The sequence below is a fragment of the Alcaligenes sp. CHO6 genome, assembly GCF_037120595.1.
Taxonomy (GTDB): Bacteria; Pseudomonadota; Gammaproteobacteria; order Burkholderiales; family Burkholderiaceae_B; genus Alcaligenes; species Alcaligenes ammonioxydans.
The window spans coordinates 251,469-273,026 of record NZ_JBANCI010000001.1 but is presented as its reverse complement, the minus strand read 5'-3'; the positions used below and the strand labels follow the sequence as shown (position 1 = coordinate 273,026).

17 protein-coding genes are annotated in these 21,558 nt (G+C 57.6%); 8 read left to right on the top strand and 9 right to left on the bottom strand.

The annotated features are described in order from the left end of the window. Positions 1-13 precede the first annotated feature (13 nt). Both V6936_RS01220 and V6936_RS01215 read right to left on the bottom strand, forming a co-directional pair. A complete protein-coding gene (locus tag V6936_RS01220) occupies positions 14-667 on the bottom strand; it encodes an HAD family hydrolase (protein ID WP_336579263.1) in 654 nt (217 codons plus the stop codon). After that, complete coding sequence (locus V6936_RS01215) at positions 664-1,632, bottom strand: RluA family pseudouridine synthase (RefSeq protein WP_415301827.1); 969 nt, start codon at positions 1,630-1,632, stop codon at positions 664-666. The genes V6936_RS01220 and V6936_RS01215 overlap by 4 nt, the downstream gene beginning before the upstream one ends. A gap of 488 nt (positions 1,633-2,120) precedes the next feature. Between V6936_RS01215 and V6936_RS01210 the strand changes: the two genes are divergently transcribed. Next, entirely contained in the window at positions 2,121-5,465 is a 3,345-nt protein-coding gene (locus tag V6936_RS01210) for an Rne/Rng family ribonuclease (RefSeq protein WP_219234968.1), read from the top strand. Between the two features lie 855 nt (positions 5,466-6,320). Here the strand turns inward: V6936_RS01210 and accD are convergent. The 4 genes from accD to V6936_RS01190 form a co-directional block, all read right to left on the bottom strand. Continuing rightward, positions 6,321-7,199: an acetyl-CoA carboxylase, carboxyltransferase subunit beta gene (gene accD / locus V6936_RS01205; RefSeq protein ID WP_039943198.1), complete on the bottom strand. Its 879-nt coding sequence runs from the start codon at positions 7,197-7,199 to the stop codon at positions 6,321-6,323. Between the two features lie 117 nt (positions 7,200-7,316). Then, positions 7,317-8,150: a tryptophan synthase subunit alpha gene (gene trpA / locus V6936_RS01200; RefSeq protein WP_003800981.1), complete on the bottom strand. Its 834-nt coding sequence runs from the start codon at positions 8,148-8,150 to the stop codon at positions 7,317-7,319. A gap of 16 nt (positions 8,151-8,166) precedes the next feature. Then, positions 8,167-9,366 carry a tryptophan synthase subunit beta gene (gene trpB, locus V6936_RS01195; protein ID WP_003800983.1) on the bottom strand — a complete coding sequence of 400 codons (1,200 nt, stop codon included), beginning with the start codon at positions 9,364-9,366 and terminating at the stop codon, positions 8,167-8,169. A gap of 75 nt (positions 9,367-9,441) precedes the next feature. Beyond that, on the bottom strand, positions 9,442-11,736 hold the full coding sequence (locus V6936_RS01190; protein ID WP_003800985.1) for a RelA/SpoT family protein: 2,295 nt from the start codon (positions 11,734-11,736) through the stop codon (positions 9,442-9,444). 83 nt (positions 11,737-11,819) lie between these two features. Between V6936_RS01190 and V6936_RS01185 the strand changes: the two genes are divergently transcribed. Then, on the top strand, positions 11,820-12,338 hold the full coding sequence (locus tag V6936_RS01185; RefSeq protein WP_131070735.1) for a flavodoxin family protein: 519 nt from the start codon (positions 11,820-11,822) through the stop codon (positions 12,336-12,338). A 183-nt stretch (positions 12,339-12,521) separates the two neighbouring features. Here the strand turns inward: V6936_RS01185 and pncB are convergent, their stop codons facing one another. Continuing rightward, on the bottom strand, positions 12,522-13,697 hold the full coding sequence (gene pncB / locus V6936_RS01180; protein ID WP_003800989.1) for a nicotinate phosphoribosyltransferase: 1,176 nt from the start codon (positions 13,695-13,697) through the stop codon (positions 12,522-12,524). Positions 13,698-13,935: 238 nt separating this feature from the next. Between pncB and fdxA the strand changes: the two genes are divergently transcribed. From fdxA to V6936_RS01150, 6 genes are all read left to right on the top strand, one after another. Next, a complete protein-coding gene (gene fdxA / locus V6936_RS01175; protein ID WP_003800991.1) occupies positions 13,936-14,259 on the top strand; it encodes a ferredoxin FdxA in 324 nt (107 codons plus the stop codon). 213 nt (positions 14,260-14,472) lie between these two features. After that, positions 14,473-15,696 (top strand): polyhydroxyalkanoate depolymerase, encoded by a 1,224-nt coding sequence (locus V6936_RS01170; protein ID WP_336579261.1) that lies wholly within the window; start codon positions 14,473-14,475, stop codon positions 15,694-15,696. A gap of 53 nt (positions 15,697-15,749) precedes the next feature. Then, positions 15,750-16,391, top strand: coding sequence for an RnfABCDGE type electron transport complex subunit B (locus V6936_RS01165; RefSeq protein ID WP_336579260.1), 642 nt, complete (start codon positions 15,750-15,752; stop codon positions 16,389-16,391). Next, positions 16,388-17,026, top strand: a complete 639-nt coding sequence (nth, locus tag V6936_RS01160; RefSeq protein WP_003800998.1) for an endonuclease III — start codon at positions 16,388-16,390, stop codon at positions 17,024-17,026. The genes V6936_RS01165 and nth overlap by 4 nt, the downstream gene beginning before the upstream one ends. Before the next feature lie 244 nt (positions 17,027-17,270). Further along, entirely contained in the window at positions 17,271-17,984 is a 714-nt protein-coding gene (locus V6936_RS01155; RefSeq protein WP_131070736.1) for an ABC transporter ATP-binding protein, read from the top strand. 322 nt (positions 17,985-18,306) lie between these two features. Continuing rightward, on the top strand, positions 18,307-18,948 hold the full coding sequence (locus V6936_RS01150; protein WP_003801001.1) for an OmpW/AlkL family protein: 642 nt from the start codon (positions 18,307-18,309) through the stop codon (positions 18,946-18,948). On the opposite strand, the gene V6936_RS01145 is transcribed toward V6936_RS01150, so the two are convergent. Both V6936_RS01145 and V6936_RS01140 read right to left on the bottom strand, forming a co-directional pair. Then, positions 18,945-19,727, bottom strand: a complete 783-nt coding sequence (locus tag V6936_RS01145) for an ABC transporter ATP-binding protein (RefSeq protein WP_003801003.1) — start codon at positions 19,725-19,727, stop codon at positions 18,945-18,947. The genes V6936_RS01150 and V6936_RS01145 overlap by 4 nt on opposite strands. Beyond that, positions 19,724-21,556 carry a branched-chain amino acid ABC transporter ATP-binding protein/permease gene (locus tag V6936_RS01140; protein ID WP_003801006.1) on the bottom strand — a complete coding sequence of 611 codons (1,833 nt, stop codon included), beginning with the start codon at positions 21,554-21,556 and terminating at the stop codon, positions 19,724-19,726. The genes V6936_RS01145 and V6936_RS01140 overlap by 4 nt, the downstream gene beginning before the upstream one ends. Positions 21,557-21,558: the final 2 nt, after the last annotated feature.

The window sequence follows — 21,558 nt, the reverse complement described above, 5'->3', positions numbered from 1 at the left end:
CGCTTGCCGCCTTTTAAGTACGTGCCAACACCCAGTCGCGCATTTGCGCCACATTATCAACCATGACCGTAGGTTCGGCTTTGGCCAGAGTCTGTGGGTCGTGCGCGCCATAGGTCACCGCCACGCTATCCATGCCGGCATTGGCCGCCATGTGAATATCGTGCACGGTATCGCCCACCATCAAGACCTGTTCGGGCTCCAGCATCAATTCCGCCAGCAATTGATGCAGCATTTCCGGATCAGGCTTGCTGCGGGTTTCATCCGCACAACGGGTGGCGTCAAAAAAAGTGCTGAGATTGACCTGCTGCAGCACTCTGTCCAGACCTTGACGACTTTTTCCCGTTGCTACCCCTAAGGCAATCTGACGGCCACGAAGTTCACCCATGAAAGGCAAAATTCCATCAAAAAGTTTGATATGCGGGTCGCGCTGCATAAAGTGATGACGGTAACGCTCCAGAAACAGCGGCATTTGCTCGGCCGTCAGGTCCGGCACGGCGCGGTACAGAGCGCTTTCCAGGGACAAACCAATCACCCAGCTGGCTTGCTGGATCGAGGGCACGGGCAACTCCAGATCCGCACTGGCCAACTGAATGGAGCTGGCTATGGAGTACGTGGAATCCATAACAGTGCCATCCCAATCAAACAGAACGGCGGCATAACACGTCATAACGACTTCTCCAAACGCTCAAGAACCGCCTGACAGGCGGCAGGTAAAGGAGCCTCCAGAACCAGAGGCTGTCCGGTGACAGGGTGATTGAACTCCAGGCGCCCCGAATGCAGGAACATGCGTTTGAAGCCCTGTCGGGCGAACTGGTCGCGAATGGCATCGTCGCCATACTTATCGTCGCCCACTATCGGAAAGCCCGAATGGGCCAGATGCACCCGAATCTGGTGAGTGCGCCCGGTCTTCAGCTCCGCCTGCACCAAGGAAAAGCGGCCAAAGCGGCGCTGCATGGTGATGATGGTGTGAGCCGGCTTGCCTGTTGGGTCCACCCTGACACGCCGCTCTCCGCTTTCCGTCAGCCAACGTAACAAGGGGAGACGAATATGCTGACGATCATTCACCCAATCGCCTTGCACCAGAGCCCAATAAAACTTGCGGGCCCGGATTTCGCGAAACATGTCGTGCAATCCCACCAATGCTGCCCGACGTTTGGCAATAATCAGCAAACCCGACGTCTCCCGGTCCAGCCGATGGGCCAGCTCCAGAAAAGGCTCCTGGGGTCGTGCGGCGCGCAGTTGCTCAATCACGCCAAAGGACACACCGCTGCCGCCGTGCACGGCCACTCCGGCAGGCTTGTCGATCACCATCAGGTGTTCGTCTTCAAAAACGACCGGAAAGACCGCCGCAGGGACATGGCGTGGCTGCTCGGGCTCGGGCAGCCGCAAGGGCGGAATCCGCACCATATCGCCCTCTTGCAAGCGATAGTCGCTGCTGATGCGGCCTTTATTCACCCGCACCTGACCGCCGCGGATCGCTTTATAAATGTGGCTTTTTGGCACCCCTTTACATTCGCGTATCAAAAAATTGTCTATACGCTGACCCGCCCGCGTTTCATCAATGCGTAACATTCGCACTTGGGGGACAGATCTTTGTGATTCATGAGGTTTGCACATAACAAAAAGGGGCATATAATCGCTTCAGCCTATGGAAGCTGAGACTGGGTCCAGCGTAGAGATGCAAAGGGTGCGTCTCCGTTGGATGACCAAGGACTGATAATTGTATCCTTGAGTTCCAGCTTCCGGGTCATAAGGTCGCCGGGGTGAGTCCGAAATAGCGAAAGTCGTGTGGCAAGAAGGCCCGCTTTCCAAGAGATGTTTTCCTCCCGCGTGCGGCGCTGAATTCCTGCACAGATTGTCCCGCTCTTTTGCACCAGCCGCGTGATTCATGCGGCTGCCGTTCCCCCAGCAATTTTATATTCGTCAAACACATACCGTGACTCTGACCCCTCTGCTGATTGAACTTCGCGCTCTGGCGCGACTCGTGCCTCCCAGACTATAAGCCGGTAGGCCGATTTTGCCTGCCTGCACCAAACTGATGCAGCTATAGCGCTACACACCTGTGACCCGCGGTCGTGCGCCGATATTTCGGTGCTCCATGACAACGGAGATCCACACTCATGAAACGCATGTTGTTCAATGCGACGCATCAAGAAGAACTACGCGTCGCCATTGTCGACGGTCAAAAACTCATTGACCTCGACATCGAAACAGCCGGGCGCGAACAGCGCAAAGGCAATATTTACAAAGGGGTCATCACCCGCATCGAACCTGGCCTGGAGGCCTGCTTCGTCAGTTACGGCGAAGAGCGTCACGGCTTTCTGCCTTTCAAGGAAGTTGCTCGCAGCTACTTCAAGGAAGGGGTTGATGTACGCAGCGCACGCATCCAGGATGCACTGGTCGAAGGCCAGGAATTAATCATCCAGGTTGAGAAAGAAGAACGCGGCAACAAAGGCGCAGCCCTGACCACGTTCATTTCGCTGGCAGGTCGTTATCTGGTCCTGATGCCCAACAACCCTCGCGGGGGTGGCGTATCGCGTCGCGTAGAAGGCGAAGACCGCCAGGAACTGCGCGAAGCCATGGACCAGCTGGACATCCCGCAGGGCATGAGCATCATTGCCCGCACCGCAGGTATCGGCCGCAGCGTCGAAGAGCTGCAGTGGGACCTGAACTACCTGATGCAGTTGTGGACCGCCATTGACGGCGCGGCCCGCGACAATGCTGCCCCCATCCTGATCTATCTGGAATCCAGCCTGGTCATCCGGGCGATCCGCGATTACTTCTCGCCCGACATTGGCGAAATCCTGATCGATACGGACGAAATTCACGAGCAGGCCGCCGCTTTCATGAGCGTGGTCATGCCCGACAATCTGCATCGCGTGAAGATGTACCGCGATGACATCCCTCTGTTCTCGCGCTTTCAGATTGAGCACCAGATCGAGACCGCCTACTCGCGTACTGTGCAGTTGCCCTCGGGCGGTGCCGTCGTTATCGATCATACGGAAGCGCTGGTAGCCATTGACGTGAACTCGGCGCGCTCCACACGTGGCGCTGATATTGAAGAAACCGCCCTGCGCACCAACCAGGAAGCCGCGGACGAAGTGGCCCGCCAGTTGCGTCTGCGTGACCTGGGCGGCCTGATTGTCATCGACTTCATCGACATGGAAGACAGCAAGAACCAACGTGCTGTCGAGCAACGCCTGCGCGATGCGCTGCACCTGGACCGCGCTCGTGTCCAGATGGGCAAGATCTCACGTTTTGGCCTCATGGAACTGTCGCGTCAGCGCCTGCGCCCAGCCCTGAATGAAGGCTCCCACATCACTTGCCCGCGTTGCACCGGCACCGGCGTGATTCGTGATGCCGAATCCAGCGCCCTGCACGTGCTGCGTCTGCTGCAGGAAGAGGCCATGAAAGAAGGCACCGCCGCCCTGCACGCTCAAGTGCCAGTGGATGTCGCGACTTTCCTGCTTAACGAAAAGCGCGCTGACATCACCAAGATCGAGTCGCGTCTGAACATTGCCCTGATCCTGATTCCGAACAAGAATCTGGAAACGCCGCACCACATCATTGAGCGCCTGCGCCATGATGACCCGCGCCTGGACGAACTGCGCAGCAGCTATGAGCTGGTACAGCAGCCAGAACAGCAGGACAGCCTGGTGCCCCACCGCAGCCACGAAATCAAGCCTCGTCCGGAAGCCCTGGTCAAGAGCACAACACATGCCCAGCCTGCTCCCATGAGCAAGCCTGCTGCTGCGGCAGCCGCTGCAACCGCCGCGACTTCCGTTGCCAGCGACGACAAGCCCGGCTTGCTCAAACGCCTGCTGAACTGGCTATCCGGCAAACCCGCCGAGCCTGTGACCGAAACCACCAAAACCGAAAGTGACAAGTCCCCCTCGGGTCGTCGCCAGGGTCGCTCCGGCCAAGCCAATGCCGGCCGAGGCCAAGGTGGACGTGGTCGTCGCCAGGCGAATCGTCCAGAGGCAGCTCAGGAAGAAAAAGTCAGCACGGAAAGCGCCAGCAGCACGACACGCGGTCGCCGCCGTCAGGCATCGGCTGGCACCGAGTCCGCTCTGGAAACGCCTCAAAACACCAACGTCAGCACAACCCCCGCCACTGCCGAAGAAGGCAGCAGCAACAGCCGCAACCCGCGTAACCGACGTGGCCGTGGTCGTCAGCGCCGAGAAGAAGGCAATGCGGAAAACATCGAGCTGAACAAAGATGACAACACCACGGACGCTCAGCCAGAGCAAGCGCTTGCCGCCGCGGCTGTTGCCAGCGTTGCCGCCGTGGCCGCCAGCAAGCAAGAAGCACCAGCCCGCGCTGAACAGCAGATTGAGGTCGACACAAGTGATACGGGCGACAACCCGGATGCTGAAACAGACGAAAGCAGCGAAAACAGCGCCCTGGACCCAGAGCGCAAACGTCGTCGTCGTCGCAGCCGCCGTGGACGTCGCAACACAGACGCGAACGCCGTAGCTGAAAACGAAGAGAACAACGAAGAAGGCAGCACCAGCGCCTACGTTGCTCACGAAACGCCCAGCTTCAATCCCGCAGCTCTGGATGCCCAGGAACAAGCCGCTGCTCAGACTGCAACGGCTGAGCCTGAACAGCCCCAAACAGCGAAAGAAGCACCTGCCGTCCAAGAAGCCGCCCCTGTCGCCGTGGAAGCCGCACAGGAAGCTCCTGTCGCTGCCCAGGCTGCCCAACAAGCTGAAGAGGTCGTCACGACCCAAGCTGTCACTGTTGAAACCGCTCCCGCTCAGGAAGAGCTTGCTGCCGCTCAGGCCGAAGTAGCCCCAGAAGTTCCTGCCGCAGCCGAAACCGTTGCTCCTGTGCAAGCAGAAGCCGCTGCCGAAGCTGCTACAGCAGAAGTCGCCCAAGCTCCAGCTGAAGTCGTAGAAACAGCCGCCGCTCCTGCTCAAACCCAAGCCGTGACAGACGCTCCCGCCGTTGACGCTGCTCCGGTAGACACTGGCGCCGCAGAAACTGCTACTGCCCAGGAAGAAACGACTGCTCCAGCCGCCGAAGCAGCTCCAGAAGCTCCTGCAGCTGAAGAGGTCACCGCTCCTGTACAAGCAGAAGCTGCTGCCGAACCAGCCAAAGCAGAAGTTACTGAAGCTCCAGCTGAAGCCATGGAAACAGCAGCTATCCCTGCACAGGTTCAGCCCACAGCTGAAACGCCAGTCGTCGAAACCACTCCAGTGGAATCTGCAGCCGTAGAGACTCGCGTAGAGACTCAAGCTGCTGCAGAAAAAGCCCCTGCTGCTGAGCAAGCGCCGAAACCCGCTGCCGCTCCCCTGGAGGCCGTGCTGAACGCAGCAGGCATCGAACTGGTAGAAACTACTGCTCGCTCGGCAACACAGGACGACTACCAGCCCGCGCCCGTGCGCCTGGGTCGCCCACGCAAGCAACGTGCTGCAGAAACCGAGAACAGCGAACCGCTGCAACAGGTCGAAACGCAGTAAACAGCAAGACTAAAAACGCCGCCCTCTAGGGCGGCGTTTTTTTATGTCTGTTTGATCTGAAGACGGCAGGCACTCGGCATCCTTCTCCTTCTCCTTCTCCTTCTCCTTCTCCTTCTCCTTCTCCTTCTCCTTCTCCTTCTTCTTCCTGCTACTCCGAGCCGCTCCCGCAACAGCCACTACTCTCTCTCACTCAGGTTCCAGCCCAGGCCCATCTGCCTCAGTCTTGTACTCGACATTCAATCCGCCTTGGCCTTGGCCTCAAGCCCATAACGCTTTCAACTCCAGCGACAAACAACGCCGAAAATAGACGTAAAGAGAGAAAACAAAGCTAAAGCCAACAGCGCAGAAAAACGTACGCAGTTACACAGACGAACGAGGTATAGGCCCAAACACGGGGACAGAACAAGACAGGGCAGTTGCAGTTTCAGATAGCTTACACAGCCCTCTACTTGAACCCTCCGCGATACTTCTTTCTTCCTGGGATGGGGGAACACGGCCCTGGTGCGAGTCAGGGCTTTAGCCGCGAGCTATTGAGCGATTCGGGATCAAGCCCAGTGCTGTTTGGGCCAGGCTCTTGTACTGGGTCCGGGGGACCCAGTACCTGGCGAGTTCAGTGGACGCCTGGACTGTTCCATCGCCAAGGGTACCCGTGCGCAGCGCGGGCCAAAGCCCCGCTTCAGGATCGTGCTCCCCCACCCTAAGAAAACCAAACCAATCTCGCCCCGAAGTCTTAACCAAGAAGCCCAAATCCAAAAAAGACAAACTTTTCTACAAAAAATACCAAATCACAGCAGGCAATAAAAAACGCCACCTGACTCCAGATGGCGTTTCCCCCTAAGCTAAAAGCCGTAGCAGTCAAGGATGGCGCGACACAGCCTCCGCCGGCTGACGAGTCAGCAAAGCCAACAACTCCGCCAACTCACGCTGCAATTCGCGTCGATCCACCACCATATCGATAGCGCCCTTTTCCAGCAGGAACTCGGCACGCTGGAAACCCTCTGGCAGCTTCTCACGCACTGTCTGCTCAATCACACGCGGACCCGCGAAACCGATTAAGGCGTTAGGCTCGGCAATCACCACATCGCCCATAAAGGCGAAACTGGCCGACACGCCACCCATGGTAGGATCAGTCAGAATGCTGATGAACGGCAAACCCGCCTCAGACAGTTCCGCCAAAATCGCCGTGGTCTTGGCCATCTGCATTAGCGAGAACAAACTCTCCTGCATTCGCGCACCACCCGAAGCGGCCACACAAATAAAGGGGCTGCGATTGGCTATGGCAGCCTGCACCCCACGCGTGAAGCGCTCGCCAACCACCGAACCCATGGAACCGCCCATGTATTCAAACTCGAAGCAGGCGACCACCGCGGGCACAGACAAGATCGTGCCGCTCATGACTACCATGGCTTCAGTTTCACCCGTTTGCTTGGTCGCCTCGGAAACACGCTCCGTATACTTGCGTGAATCACGGAACTTCAAGGGGTCCATAGGACGGGTATTGGAACCAATCTCGGTCTGGCCTTCGGGGTCCAGCAAGGATTTGATCCGGGCCCGAGCACCAATACGCATGTGATGGCTGCACTTGGGGCAGACATTCAACGTGGCCTGGAGATCTTCCTTATAGAGCACAGACTCGCACGACGGACATTTCACCCACAGCCCTTCGGGCACGCGACGGCTGCTTTCAGGGTTACGGTTAATTCGCGGCGGGAGTATTTTCTCGATCCAGCTCATTGTTAGATCCTGTTTTCGCTTGGCCGGCGCGAGGCCCACCAAGCTCTTTATTCTGAAAAAAAGCGCCTGTTCATCAAGAACAGGCAGATGATTCTATACGCGGAATAGGTATTTGGGCTAATTATCCAGCGCCTGGCGTATCTGCGCGAGCCATTGACCAGCTGCCGCTACTGCTGCCGCATCAATGTCCTTTTGCGCTTTGCCAGCATTTTCCTGCACCGCCTGCTCCATGGTCTGGATCAGCTTGGAACCGATGACCACCGCGTCCGCCGTGCGGGCAATCGCCCGGGCGCTTTCGGCGTCACGAATCCCAAAACCCACCCCGACCGGAATTTTGACGTGCTGACGTATCCGCTGCAAGTGCATTTCCACATCAGCCACATCAATCTGGGCTGAACCGGTCACCCCTTTGAGGGATACATAATACACATAGCCTTGGGCCAACTCCGCCACCTTGGCGATGCGTTCGTCCGTGGAAGTGGGCGAGAGCAGGAAAATGGTATCAACGCCCTGCTCGGTCAGCAAACGGGTGAAATCCTCGGACTCTTCGGGGGGATAATCCACCGTCAGCACCCCGTCCACCCCGGCCTCGCCCGCCATGACGGCAAACTCGGCCTGACCAATGCGCTCAATCGGGTTGGCGTATCCCATCAGCACCACCGGAGTGTCCTGGTCGATCAGACGAAACTGCTGCACGATCTCCAGCACTTTGCGCAGACCCACGCCGCGGCTGATCGCCCGTTCGGCCGCCTGCTGAATCACCGGGCCATCGGCTGTGGGATCAGAAAAGGGCACGCCCAGTTCAATGACGTCCGCCCCTGCCTGACGCAAGGCATGCATCAACGCCACCGTCGCAGGCACCGAGGGATCACCGGCCGTAATATAAGGGACCAGGGCGCAGCGCCCGTTCAACCCGTCAAACGTCTTTTTCAGACGCACATTACTCGACATATCAGTTCCCGATTGCTTACAGTGTCAAGCCGCCGTACTCGGCGACCGTGTGCATGTCTTTATCGCCACGACCGGACAAGCTCACCAGGATAATCTTGTCTTTAGGCAGGGTCGGGGCGATACGAGCCGCATGAGCCAAGGCGTGCGAAGACTCGAGCGCCGGCATGATGCCTTCGATGCGGCAGCAATCGTGAAACGCTTTCAGGGCATCTTCATCGGTGCAGGTGGCATATTGGGCACGGCCGCAGTCCTTCAACCACGCGTGCTCAGGACCGACACCGGGGTAATCCAGGCCCGCCGACACCGAGTGCGTGGGCATGACGTTACCGTCATCATCCTGCAGTACATAGGTGCGGTTACCGTGCAACACTCCCACCATGCCCTTGTTCAGGGAGGCCGAATGTTCCAGCGTGTCCAGACCACGCCCAGCCGCTTCCACCCCGATCAGCTCGACATTCTTGTGCTCGATATAAGGGTAGAAAATGCCCATGGCATTGGAGCCACCGCCTACCGAAGCCAGCACATAATCGGGCTGGCGACCGGCATCCTGAGGCATCTGCTCCACACACTCGTTACCAATCACGCACTGGAAGTCGCGCACCATCATCGGATAAGGATGAGGCCCGGCAACCGTGCCAATAATGTAGAAAGTATTGCTGATGTTGGTAACCCAGTCGCGCATGGCTTCGTTCAGCGCATCTTTCAGGGTGCGCGAACCCGATTCCACGGGGACCACGGTCGCACCGAGCAGTTTCATGCGGTACACGTTGGACGCTTGACGACGCACGTCCTCGCTTCCCATGTAAACCACGCATTCCAGCCCATAGCGGGCAGCGACCGTCGCCGTTGCCACGCCATGCTGGCCTGCTCCGGTTTCCGCGATAATGCGTGGCTTGCCCATACGGCGAGCCAGCAGAATCTGTCCAATACAGTTGTTGATCTTGTGTGCGCCAGTGTGATTGAGATCTTCGCGCTTGAACCAGATCTGAGCTCCACCTAGTTGCTCCGACCATCGACGGGCATGGTACACGGGGCTGGGACGACCAACAAAGTGCTTGAGCTCATAGTGAAACTCATGCAAAAACTCAGGATCGTTCCGATACTGTTCGTAGGCTGCTTTCAACTCGTCCAGGGCGTGGACCAGCGTTTCAGCGACAAACGAACCACCAAACTGACCAAAATGTCCATCCGGGTCGGGCAAGGTATAGGTTTTCAAAGCTCGCTCTCTTGATTGACAAGAACAATCGCGGGCACAACGCCCGCGAGGTGTAGGTTGACTGATTTTAGCAGTTCAGGACGAGTAGCGGCGGGCGCTGACCCCCGATAACTCGTTCAAGGCCGCCAACGCCTTTTGAATTTGCTCGCCATCACGCACTTCAATCGTAAATATCATGCGCGTCAACGAGCGACGACTCAAGGTATTAATACCGGTCACGTTCAAACGCAAGCGGGCAAACACTTCCGACAGATCACGCAACAGGCTGGGGTGTTCCTGCGCCTCAATGGCCAGATCCACCGGATATTGCGTATCTCCCGTGTCGCCCCAATCCACACTGATCGCCCGTTCAGGCTGTCGCTCGGCCAGTTCCTGATAGGACTTGCAGTCAGCACGGTGTATGGACACTCCGCGCCCCCGGGTCACAAAGCCAGCAATCAGGTCCGGAGGAGCAGGACGACAGCAACGGGCCAGTTGCGTCATCAGCGAATCGACTCCCACCACCAATACACCGCTTTTTCCGGTTTTCGAGACACTTTCCCGGGCCGCGTCAAACACACGCTGAACAGGTTCCTCTTCCTGCACATCCTCACGGAACAAGGCGTCCACCTGCCGCAGACTGAACTCATCCTTGGCCACCGCAACATACAAGTCATCTGCCTTGGCAAAGCCCAGCTGTTGCGCCATCTGCTCCAGGTTCACGGCAGTGCGGCCCAACCTTTGCAGCTCTTTTTCGACCATGCTCTGGCCTTGGGAGATGCGCTGCTGCAACTCAATCGCATTAAACCAGGCCCGCACTTTGGAGCGCGAGCGTGGGCTGGCCAAAAAGCCCAGTTGCACATTTAGCCAATCACGCGATGGCCCTCCCGACTTGGCGGCCACAATCTCTACGGTTTGCCCTGTCGACAAACGGGTGGATAAAGGCACCATCTGCCCATCAACCCGCGCCCCCCGACAACGGTGACCCAAGTCGGTATGCAAGTAATAGGCAAAATCGACCGGGGTTGCACCCACAGGCAACTCAATGACACGGGCCTGTGGCGTCAACACATAAATATGTTCGTCCTCCTGCGCCTTCAAGGGGCGAGCCAGCGCCTCCTTTTTGCTGACAGGCGCATTGTCTGCCGCAGAGCCAGCTGACTCCGTGCGACTGTCAGGCAGAGACTCCGAGGCACTCGCGTTGGAGGTAGCCGCTTCCCTGTCCCAGGCCAGCAGTTGGCGCATCCAGGCAATCTTGCGGTCATCCTCGCCATCGGCCGTCTGCTGCCCGCCTTGCGCCCCCGCCTCCTTGTAACGCCAGTGAGCCGCCATCCCGTACTCTGCAAACTGATGCATGTCACGCGTGCGGATCTGAATCTCAAAGCAACGGCCCTGCGCGTCCGCAATCACGGTATGCAAGGAGCGGTAACCATTGGGCTTGGGCCGGGAGATGTAGTCGTCAAACTCCTCGGGCACGGGGGTCCACAGGGAATGCACCACCGCCAGGGTGTGATAGCAACTGCGTTCATCCTCAACAATGACGCGCAAGGCACGCAGATCAAACAGCTGCTCGAAATCCAGATGCTTGTTACGCATCTTGTTCCAGATACTGAAGATATGCTTGGGCCGGCCAGACACCTCGGCCACAATATGCTCGCGCTTTAGGGCTGCCAACAATTGGTCTCGCACCTGAGCAATCAAAGTCTCACGCTCTACGCGCTTGTCTTCCAGACGGCCTGCAATGTCCTTGTAGACCTCGGGGTTCAGGAAACGAAAGGCCAGGTCCTCCATTTCCCATTTGATCTGCCAGATACCCAGACGATTGGCCAGCGGCGTATACAGCTCCAGCGTTTCACGGGCAAACCCGACCGGACAAACCGTTTTGGACTGCCGATACCAGCGCAAGGACTGCAGCCGCGAGGCCAGACGCATCAACACAATACGCAAGTCGGCCGCCATCGCCAGCAACATCTTGCGCTTCATTTCTTTCTGATCGCCGCCGCCCGTCTGTTCCTTGGCCTGGCCGGTAATCGAGCCCAGTCGATACAGAGCACGCGAGCCTCGCACCAATGTCATGACTTCGGTGCCAAAGGCTTTTTGAACCGGGTCCTGCTTGACCTCCGGCCCCGGGGCCGGGGTCACGGCCAGCAAGGCACTGGCACGGGTTTGAGCGTCCACGCCCAGACCCGCCAAAATAAGCGCCACCTGAGCGCAATGACTGTCCAAGGGCTCGCCGGTGCTGCCAGTCAGATCCAGCAATACAGGCCCCGCCCAGTCGGCTGCCGCCTGCAAGAGCATGCGCCCTGCCTCATCCAGTCCGTGGCTGGCTTGCGCGAACCATAGCGGGGTAAAGGCCGACTCGGCCGTAGGGGGAGAAGCGGTGTGATTCATGTGGGTTACGTCGATGTGGCCACTCAGCGCGAAGAGGGCTCTCTATACTGTAGCCGCTAGTCTATCACCGCGAGTAAGAGCTTATGAGTCTGAACACATGCCGTCAGCTTCTGATGATCTGGCATTCCCGTACTGGCGCCGCCCGCCAGTTGGCCGAACAGGCCGAAGAAGGCGCGCTGGAGGTGCTCAGGGAGCTGGACATGACCGATCACCTCCGTATCAAACGTGTGCATTGCGATCGCGTGCAGGCACAGGATTTACGCGATTCCCAGGCCTACCTGTTCTGCGCCCCCGAGAATCTGGCCAGCCTGAGTGGGGCCATGAAAGAGTGTCTGGACCGGAACTACTACGAGGTGCTGGATCAGCTGAATGGGCGGCCTTATTCCGCCTTGATCAGCGCCGGTAGCGATGGGCAAGGTGCGCAACGACAACTGGAACGGATTTGCACAGGCTGGCGGCTGGAGCTGGTCGCCCCCATCCGTATCTTCAATTTCCACGCCCAGACGCCAGAAAGCATTCTGGCCCCCAAATCTTTGAATAGTGAACAAATTGCCCAAGCCCGTGAAGCCGGCGGGCATCTGGCGGCTTTGCTGTGTCTATGAAAAAAGCCCTCTGCCTGGGCAGAGGGCTTTGATTCGACGGATTAGCTTGGCAGCCTTGCCGTCTTGTCGTTCAAGCGCCTTATCGCGTGGTAAGACGCTCGCTACAGGAACCACTCTTTGTACCGCCTTGCCTGCGTTACCGGAGGCACTGTATCCACAGAACCCGCGGCAATCAGCACGCGCTCAAGCCGGTGGCAGCTGGAAAACCTGTCGCAAGTAAGCCAGATAGGCCGGATCATCACACATGGTCTTTTCAGGAGCATCGGACACTTTCGCCACAGGCTGACCATTGCAACGCACCATCTTCATGACGATCTGCAAAGGCTCATGCCCCAGATCATTGGTCAGATTGGTCCCGATCCCGAACGACACTTTGCACCGACCGGCAAAACGCAGGGCCAGTTCAATCGCCTTGGGGATAGTCAAACCATCGGAAAACACCAAGGTCTTGGTGCGCGGATCGGTACGGTTGGCTTGATAGTGCGCCAGCAAACGCTCGCCCCAGATGAAGGGGTCGCCCGAGTCGTGACGGGCACCATCAAACAGTTTGCAGAAATACATATCAAAATCGCGCAGGAAAGCATCCATGCCGTACACGTCCGACAAAGCGATACCCAGGTCACCACGGTACTCTTTCGCCCATACCTCCAGGGCGAACGTCTGCGAGTCCCGCAAGCGCGGACCCAGGGCCTGACAGGCCTGCAAGTACTCGTGACCCATGGTGCCCAGGGGCGTCACCCCGTACTTCATGGCCAGCCAGACATTGCTGGTACCAGCAAAATGCGGCTTCATCTGCTCGATCATGGTGGTGACCACTTCTTCGTGCCACTGCTTGGAAAAGCGGCGGCGCGTGCCATAGTCAGCCACACGAAAATCGCTTAACGCCGGATCATCCACCACCAGACGCATCTTGGATTGCAGGCGCTCGCGCCCTTCTGTCCAAGGCGGTTGCGGACATTCGTTGCGAAAGTAGACCTCGTTCACAATGGCCAGCACGGGGATCTCAAACAGAATTGTGTGCAACCAGGGGCCCTGCACCGAGATCTCGATCTCGCCGGGCACTTCGCCTGCCTGCACCTGAATGCAGCGTTCAGGCAAATGAAACAGACCCAGGAAATCCACAAAATCGCTTTTGATAAAGCGCAGGCTCCGCAAATAGTCCAGCTCAGCGTCTGAAAAACGCAACTGACACAGCGCATGAATTTCCGCCCGGATCTGGTCCAGATACTGGCTCAAATTAATATTGGGAGTACGGCATTTGTAGCGGTACTCCACGTGCGCAGCCGGGAAATGATGCAAAACAACCTGCATCATGGAAAACTTGTACAGGTCCGTATCAAGTAAAGAGGTAATGATCATCACAAACCTACCGATTTTGATTGCGCAACCATAGCACGGGCGCCCGTTCTTGCGTACCGCTATCTAGCGGAACAGCTATTGCGCCATCTCAATAAGCAAGACGCCGAATATTCGTTAAAATCGAAAGATTCGATTTAAATCCCATTTTTATCGTTCAGGCCCTGTGCGTTGTGGCGCACCCAGACACGGACCTTTCCGTGATTAACCGCCTTAGCGATACCGCAGGAGTGTTACTGAAATGACCCACGTCGTCACCGAAAACTGTATCAAGTGCAAATTCACCGACTGTGTGGATGTGTGCCCCGTCGACTGTTTTCGTGAAGGCCCGAACTTTCTGGTGATTGACCCGGACGAGTGCATCGACTGCGCCGTCTGTATTCCCGAATGCCCGGCCAATGCTATTTTTGCCGAAGAAGATGTGCCGCAGGACCAGGTTCCCTTCATTGCGCTGAACGCCGAACTCAGCCCCATTTTTGGCAGCATCAACCGCTCCAAAAAACCACTGGAGGATGCTGACGACTGGAACGGTGTGGAGAACAAACTACAGTATCTGGAGCGTTAAGCCCATCACGCTCCCTCTACCAGCCTGAGCAGGTGGCGGAGTTCATGTCCAGCCACGCTTGCGCCTAATCCCGCCTTTTGATAAAAATCTTGCTGCATTGCAGCAAGGGGAAAATCCCAAGTCCAGAGGAACGGTAAACATCGTATTGTTTCCCACAGGAAATAAGCATATACATTCCTCTGTATCAAACCTGGCAACACCAAGGCGCACTCTATGCTTTACGATCTGCACGAACTCCAGCGGGCTTTTCTGGCTCCGCTGGCCGCCTTTACCGGCACCAGCTCCCAATGGTTCTCCAATCCCTACAGTCCACTGGCCTATACCCCCCTGTCGCGCCAACTGGCGGCGGCCTCTGAACTGGTACACCGTATCGGCAAGGATTACGAAAAGCCCGCCTGGGGCCTGAGCGAAACCCAGATTGACGGCCACGCCGTCGCCGTACGCGAAACCGTGCGTCTGGACAAACCTTTTTGCAGACTGATCCATTTCGAGCGCGATCATCCCAAGGCCGATCAGGACCCCATCGTCTTGCTGGTAGCGCCGCTCTCCGGCCACCACGCCACCTTGCTGCGTGAGACTGTACGGGCGCTGCTGCCCGACCATCGCGTGTATGTCACCGACTGGATTGACGCACGCATGGTGCCCCGCTCCGCCGGCCCCTTTCATCTGGACGACTACGTCCTGTATGTGCAGGAGTTCATCCAGACACTGGGGCCGACTGTCCATGTCATGTCCGTCTGTCAGCCCACTGTGCCGGTACTGGCCGCGGTGTCACTGATGGCCAGCCGTCGCTCGGCGGTCATGCCCCGCAGCATGATCATGATGGGCGGTCCCATCGACACCCGTCAGTCCCCCACGGAGGTCAATCGTCTGGCCACCACCAAGTCCTACTCTTGGTTCGAGAACAATGTGATTCATCGCGTGCCGGCTAAATACCCCGGCGCGCATCGTCGTGTGTATCCCGGTTTTCTGCAGCATGCCGGTTTTGTGGCCATGAACCCGGATCGCCATGTCAGTTCCCACTACGACTTCTATCAGCATCTGATCAAGGGCGACGACGATGACGCCCAGGCGCACCGCCGTTTCTACGACGAGTACAATGCGGTGCTGGATATGCCTGCCGAGTTCTATCTGGACACCATCCGCATCGTGTTCCAGGAGCACCGCCTGCCTAAAGGTCAATGGCATGTCCATGGTGAACAAGTTCGTCCTCAGGATATTGAAGGCGTGGCTCTGTTCACCATCGAAGGCGAGCTGGACGACATTTCGGGGCAGGGTCAAACCCATTCTGCCCAAGGACTGTGCTCGAAAATCGCGCCTGCCCTCAAGCAACAATTTACTGCGCCCAACTGTGGCCATTACGGGATTTTCTCCGGAAGCCGCTGGCGCACGCTGATCTGTCCTAAAATCAGGGACTTCATCCGTCAGCACAACTGATTATCTGGCTTAAGCCGTTTCCAACGGGGCCGGAAGGCCCCGTTTTTGTATTCATGTCCGACACTTTGATACGGCGCATTGACGCCCTGCTTCCCCAGACCCAGTGCACCCGCTGTGGTTACGACGCCTGTCTGCCCTATGCCCAAGCCATTGCGCTTGAGGGTGAGGCCATCAATCGCTGCCCGCCTGGCGGGCAGGCAGGCGTACAGGCCCTGGCCGAGCTGCTGGGTCGTGCCCCCCTGCCTCTGGACCCGGATTGTGGGGAATTCACCGGGCCCAGCCGGGCGGTGATTATCGAAGAACACTGTATTGGTTGCACGCTTTGCATTCAGGCCTGCCCGGTAGATGCCATTATCGGCGCCAACAAACTGATGCATACCGTACTGGCCGACCGCTGCACCGGTTGTGAGCTGTGCGTCCCTCCCTGCCCGGTAGACTGCATCAGCATGGTGCCTACCGACGAATGGAGCAAGGAGCAGGCTGCCCAGGCCCGCCAGGACACGGAGCAACGTCGCGAACGCCTGCTGGCCCGCCACAAAGAAAGCTCGGACCTGGCCGCCCGTACGTTGGCCAACAAGCCGGTACTGGCCAACCATGCCGACCAGGCCGACAAACGGGAGGCCTCCATCGCCTCTGCGCTAGCCCGTGCCCGTGCCCGGCGCGCCAGCAAAACCGCCGGTGAGACCACTCCATGAATGCCGCCAAGCGCTACGAGATTTTCAGCCGTTTTCAGGCAGCCAACCCCAAACCCACCACCGAACTGGAATACGCTGACACGTTTCAACTGTTGATCGCGGTTATTTTGTCCGCGCAAGCCACAGACCGTTCGGTGAATTTGGCAACCGCCCGCTTTTTTCCGGAACATGGCACACCCGAGGGTATTCTCGCGATGGGCGAGGAAGGGCTACGCGAAGCCATCAAGACGATCGGCCTGTACAAAACCAAGGCTGCCAACGTCATCAAAACCTGCAAGATTTTGCTGGAACAACATCAAGGCCAGGTGCCCTGCGACCGCGCCGCTCTGGAAGCCCTCCCTGGCGTGGGCCGCAAAACCGCGAATGTTGTTCTGAACACTGCTTTTGGCTTGCCCACCATTGCTGTGGATACCCATATTTTCCGCGTCGCGAACCGCACAGGGATTGCACCGGGAAAAAATGTGGTGGAAGTGGAAAAAAAGCTGGAACGACTGATTCCCAAACCTTTTTTGCTGGATGCTCATCACTGGCTGATTCTGCACGGCCGTTATATCTGTGTTGCTCGCAAGCCCAAGTGTCCCCAGTGCGGGATAGCGGATCTGTGCGACTTCAAGCCCAAAACCGTTAACACTTAAGTAACAGATCAGTGGTTTGCCAACATTTGTTTACCAATCTGTGAAATAAAGCAAACCATCCTATGACAAACCCGCATGGTTTTGCGGGGCCAGGGCTCTCATACTGAAACGCATAAAGGACTCTGCCTAGCGTTTGCGAGAAATAACATCACCGCAGTCAAAGGCAAAGGACGCGTAACGGGTTCCTGCGCTGATCAGCCAACGTACAGGCCCATTTTGACGACTCACGACAAGGAGCGTTCTCATGATGCAGGCTGCCCTGGATATTGAGAATCTGTACGCTTGGCACCGAGAGTTTCCGCTCTTGCGCGGATTGAATCTACAGGTTGCCTCCGGCGAGATATGCACCGTCTTGAGCCGCAACCGGGCTGGCCGCAGCGCCATGTTACGTGCCATCGTGGGCTTGACGGACAGCCGTCGAGGCTCCATCCGCATTCAAGGCACCGAATCCATTCATCTGAGCCAACATCAGCTGGTGGATCTGGGGGTGGGCTACAGCCCTTATGAGCAAAGCATTTTTACGGGGCTAAGTTGTGAGGAAAACCTCCTGCTGCCTCCGGCTATCGGCACGACCTTGGGCGGCGGGATGTCGTTGATGCAAATTTATGAGCTGCTGCCCAGCCTGGAGCAGCGTCGGCATCATATGGCCACTCAGCTATCGACGGGCGAACAAAAAATATTGGCGATTGCCCGACTGCTACGCACAGGGGTCAACCTGCTGCTACTGGACAAAGTCTCGGAAGGTCTGGCGCCGGTGCAGGCCCAGACCTTGATCAAACTCATCTGTACCCTGCGCGACGGAGGCTACACCGTCGTACTGGCCGAGCAATGCCCCCAATTCTCTGCTGCCTTCAGCGACCGCTTCTATGTATTGGAGCATGGGCAGATCGTAGAACGATTTACACGTAGCGAGCTGAGCCACAAATACGAAACCTTGCATGCCCTCCTGGGTGACTGAGGCATTGGGCCAGTGTCTTGCCCCATATTGGGCCACCACCGCCGCTTGCCGGCCCTTCTCGCAAGTTGACCGCCCTGCCCCAGCCATGCCCTCAGGCAAAAGCTGAAAAAAAGCACTTAAGCCACGGGGCTTTTTATTTCCAGCGGTTTACCAAGTGATGCAAAAAAAACACACGAGGCTTGAATTGGCCTCAGATGATTTCCGCTTCCTTGATCTACAACAAGGTCAGGCAGTCAACTACTTCTGAAGCTTGCTTTGGATCAAGTCCGGGCCCTCTGGCCTCATGCACTCTGTAGGCTTTACACACACCTACGGAGCTCCTATGAAATCCCGCTACTTGTTTCCCGGTCTGCACCTGTCCTTGCTGGCTGCTGGGCTGGCCGCTGTTCTGTATGCCCCTCAAGGCCAAACACATGAAGCGGGTGATTTCTTGCTCAAGGGTGGCGTGACCTGGGTGTCCCCCAAATCCAACAATGGCACGGTTGCAGATGGCACCGTCAAGCTGGACGTGGGCAACAACGCCCGCCCCAGCTTCTCGCTGACCTACATGGCTACCCGCAATATTGGTGTTGAGCTGCTGGGCGCATTCCCCTTCCAGCACAATATCGACAGCAATCTGGGACGTATTGGCAAAACCAAGCACTTGCCCCCTACCCTGAGCCTGCAATATCACTTTCTGCCTGACAGCGACTTCCAACCCTATGTCGGCGTGGGCGTGAACTACACCATGTTCTTTGACACCGAATCGCGCGGTGCGCTGGCCGGTTCCGACCTGAAACTGAAAAACAGCTGGGGGTTTGCAGCCCAGGTCGGCGTGGATTACAAGCTGGACAAGAACTGGTTCCTGAATGCCGATGTGCGTTACATCAGCATCCGTCCCGACGTGCAACTGAACGGCCAGTCCATTGGCAAAGCCAAGCTGGACCCCGTGGTTGCCACCATCGGGGTCGGCTACCGCTTCTAAGCGTTCGCCTCTTCCTGCTCGCGTTTGCCCTGCCCCAAGCCCAGATAGCTTTCTATCACTCGGGGATTATGAGCCAGGTCAGACGCGGGCCCTTGTAGCACCACATCGCCCGTCTCCAGAACATAACCGTAGTCAGCCACTTGCAAAGCGGCACGCGCATTTTGCTCGACCAGCAAGATGGCCACACCGGTACTACGCAGTCGGGCGATGATCATGAAGATTTCCCGCACCACACGCGGCGCCAAGCCCAGGCTGGGCTCATCGAGCATCAGGACTTTGGGTTGTGCCATCAAGGCACGTCCCACCGCCAGCATTTGTCGCTCACCGCCTGACAAGGTCCCGGCCAGCTGCGTACGACGCTCTTTCAGGCGTGGGAACAAGGTATAGACCTTGTCCATGGTGTCACGCCATCCCGCTTGACGAGCCCGATACAGACGAAAGCCGCCCAGCAGAAGATTGTCCTCGACCGTCATGCTGCCAAACAATTCGCGGCGCTCGGGCACCAGGGAAATACCGGCCGCCACGCGACGCTCCACTTCCCAATGACTGATCTCCTGGCCCTCGTACTGTACCGAACCGGTGCTGCGTCCCACGCTGGGCAAAGAGCCCATCATGGAATTGAGCAAGGTGGACTTGCCCGCGCCATTGGCGCCGATCACCGTCACAATGCTACCTGCCCGCACGTCCAGGCTGGCCCCCGTCACCGCGGTGACCTTGCCGTATTGAGCGGCCAGATTGTCTACTTTCAGGATAATGTCTTTCGATTGTGCCGAACTCATAGCGCTGCTCCTGCCGAGGCGGGCTCATTGACCTGGTCCAGATCCAGGTCGTCATCAATACCACCCAGGTAGGCTTCCAGCACGGCTGGATTTTCCTGAATTTCCTTGGGCAACCCTTCGGCCAGCTTGGTGCCAAAATCCATGACAACCAGCTTGTCCGTCAAATTCATGACAAAGTCCATGTCATGCTCAACCAGCAAGATACTCATGCCTTCACTGCGTAACTGACTCAGCACTTTGGCCAGCTCCTGCTTTTCTTTGTAGCGCAGGCCGGCGGCAGGCTCGTCCAGCAGCAAAAGCAGCGGATCAGAGGCCAGGGCACGCGCAATTTCCAAAATACGCTGTTGACCCAGGGCCAGATTACCCGCCTCTTCGTACAGGTAGTCGCCCAGGCCCACCCGCTGCAGTTGCACCGCCGCTTCATGCAAAAGTTCCGCTTCACTACGACGCTCGGTATGCAGGACAGCGGACACCACGCCCACATTCCGACGCAAGTGAGCGCCCAATGCCACGTTCTCCAGAACCGTCATGGTAGGCAGCAATTGCACATGCTGGAACGTACGGCCCACACCGAGGCGGGAAATCTCGCGTGCAGGCTTGCCATCAATGCGTTGCCCCAGGAAGCTGACCTGTCCACTGGTGGCCGACAGCACGCCGGTAATCAGGTTAAAGGTCGTACTCTTGCCCGCACCGTTAGGACCGATCAGGCCCATGATCTGACCAGCATTCAAGGTGAAGCTGATGTCGTTCACGGCGACCAGACCACCGAACTCCTTGCGGATCTTGTTCACTTCTAGAACCAGCGAACCGGCCTGAGGACGCTCACGCTGAGGCAAAGCTTCGGCTTGTGGAGGAGCTGCCTGATTGCGCTTCTGTGCACCGAAGACCTGTTCCCAGACCTTGTGCAGGATGGGCCACAAACCGTCACGGGCGTACTGCAGAATAAGAACCATCAGGATACCGAAGACGATCAGCTCGAAGTTGATGTCGGTATTGAGCAGTTTAGGCAGCCAGTTCTGCAATTGATCTTTCAGGCTCAGCACCAGGGCCGAACCCAGAACAGCTCCCCAGACACTGCCTGCGCCCCCCAAGACGGCCATGAACAGGTACTCAATGCCGTAGTTCAGGCCAAAGGGGCTGGGCGATACCGCGCGCTGGTAGTGGGCATAGAGCCAACCGGATACGCAAGCCAGCAAGGCGGCATAAACGAACACAATGACCTTGTAGTTGGCCATGTTCACGCCAAAGGACTCGGCCATGCCGCTGCCATGCTTCAAAGCCCGAATGGCACGTCCAGGACGGGAATTGAGCAAGTTGCGTGTGCCCCACATGGCCAGCAAGGCAAAAGCCCAGATCAGGTAGTAAATATCCCGCCCCGAGGACAGTGAAATACCGAAGAACTCCAAAGGAGCAATACCGGAAATACCGTCGTACTGACCCAGAAACTCCAGGTTGCCAAACAGGTAGTACAAGGCCAGACCCCACGCCAAGGTACACAGGGGCAGGAAGTGGCCGGACAAGCGCAGGGTGATCGCGCCCAGAATGTAGGCCACCATCATGGTAATGGCCATGCCAATCAACAGGTTGAACCAGGGCGACCAGCCCAGGCGAGCGGTCAGATAAGCCGTGGTGTACGCGCCCAGACCCACAAACGCAGCCTGACCAAACGAAGTCAGGCCACCCACGCCCGTCAACAGTACCAGACCCAGCACGACCAAGCTGGTCAAGCCAATGTAGTTAAGCTGGGTAATCCAGAATTCGGGCGTTGCGCCCAACTGCGGCAAAATCAACAGAACCGCGATAAACAATAGCGTCAGCAAGTGTCTCATGT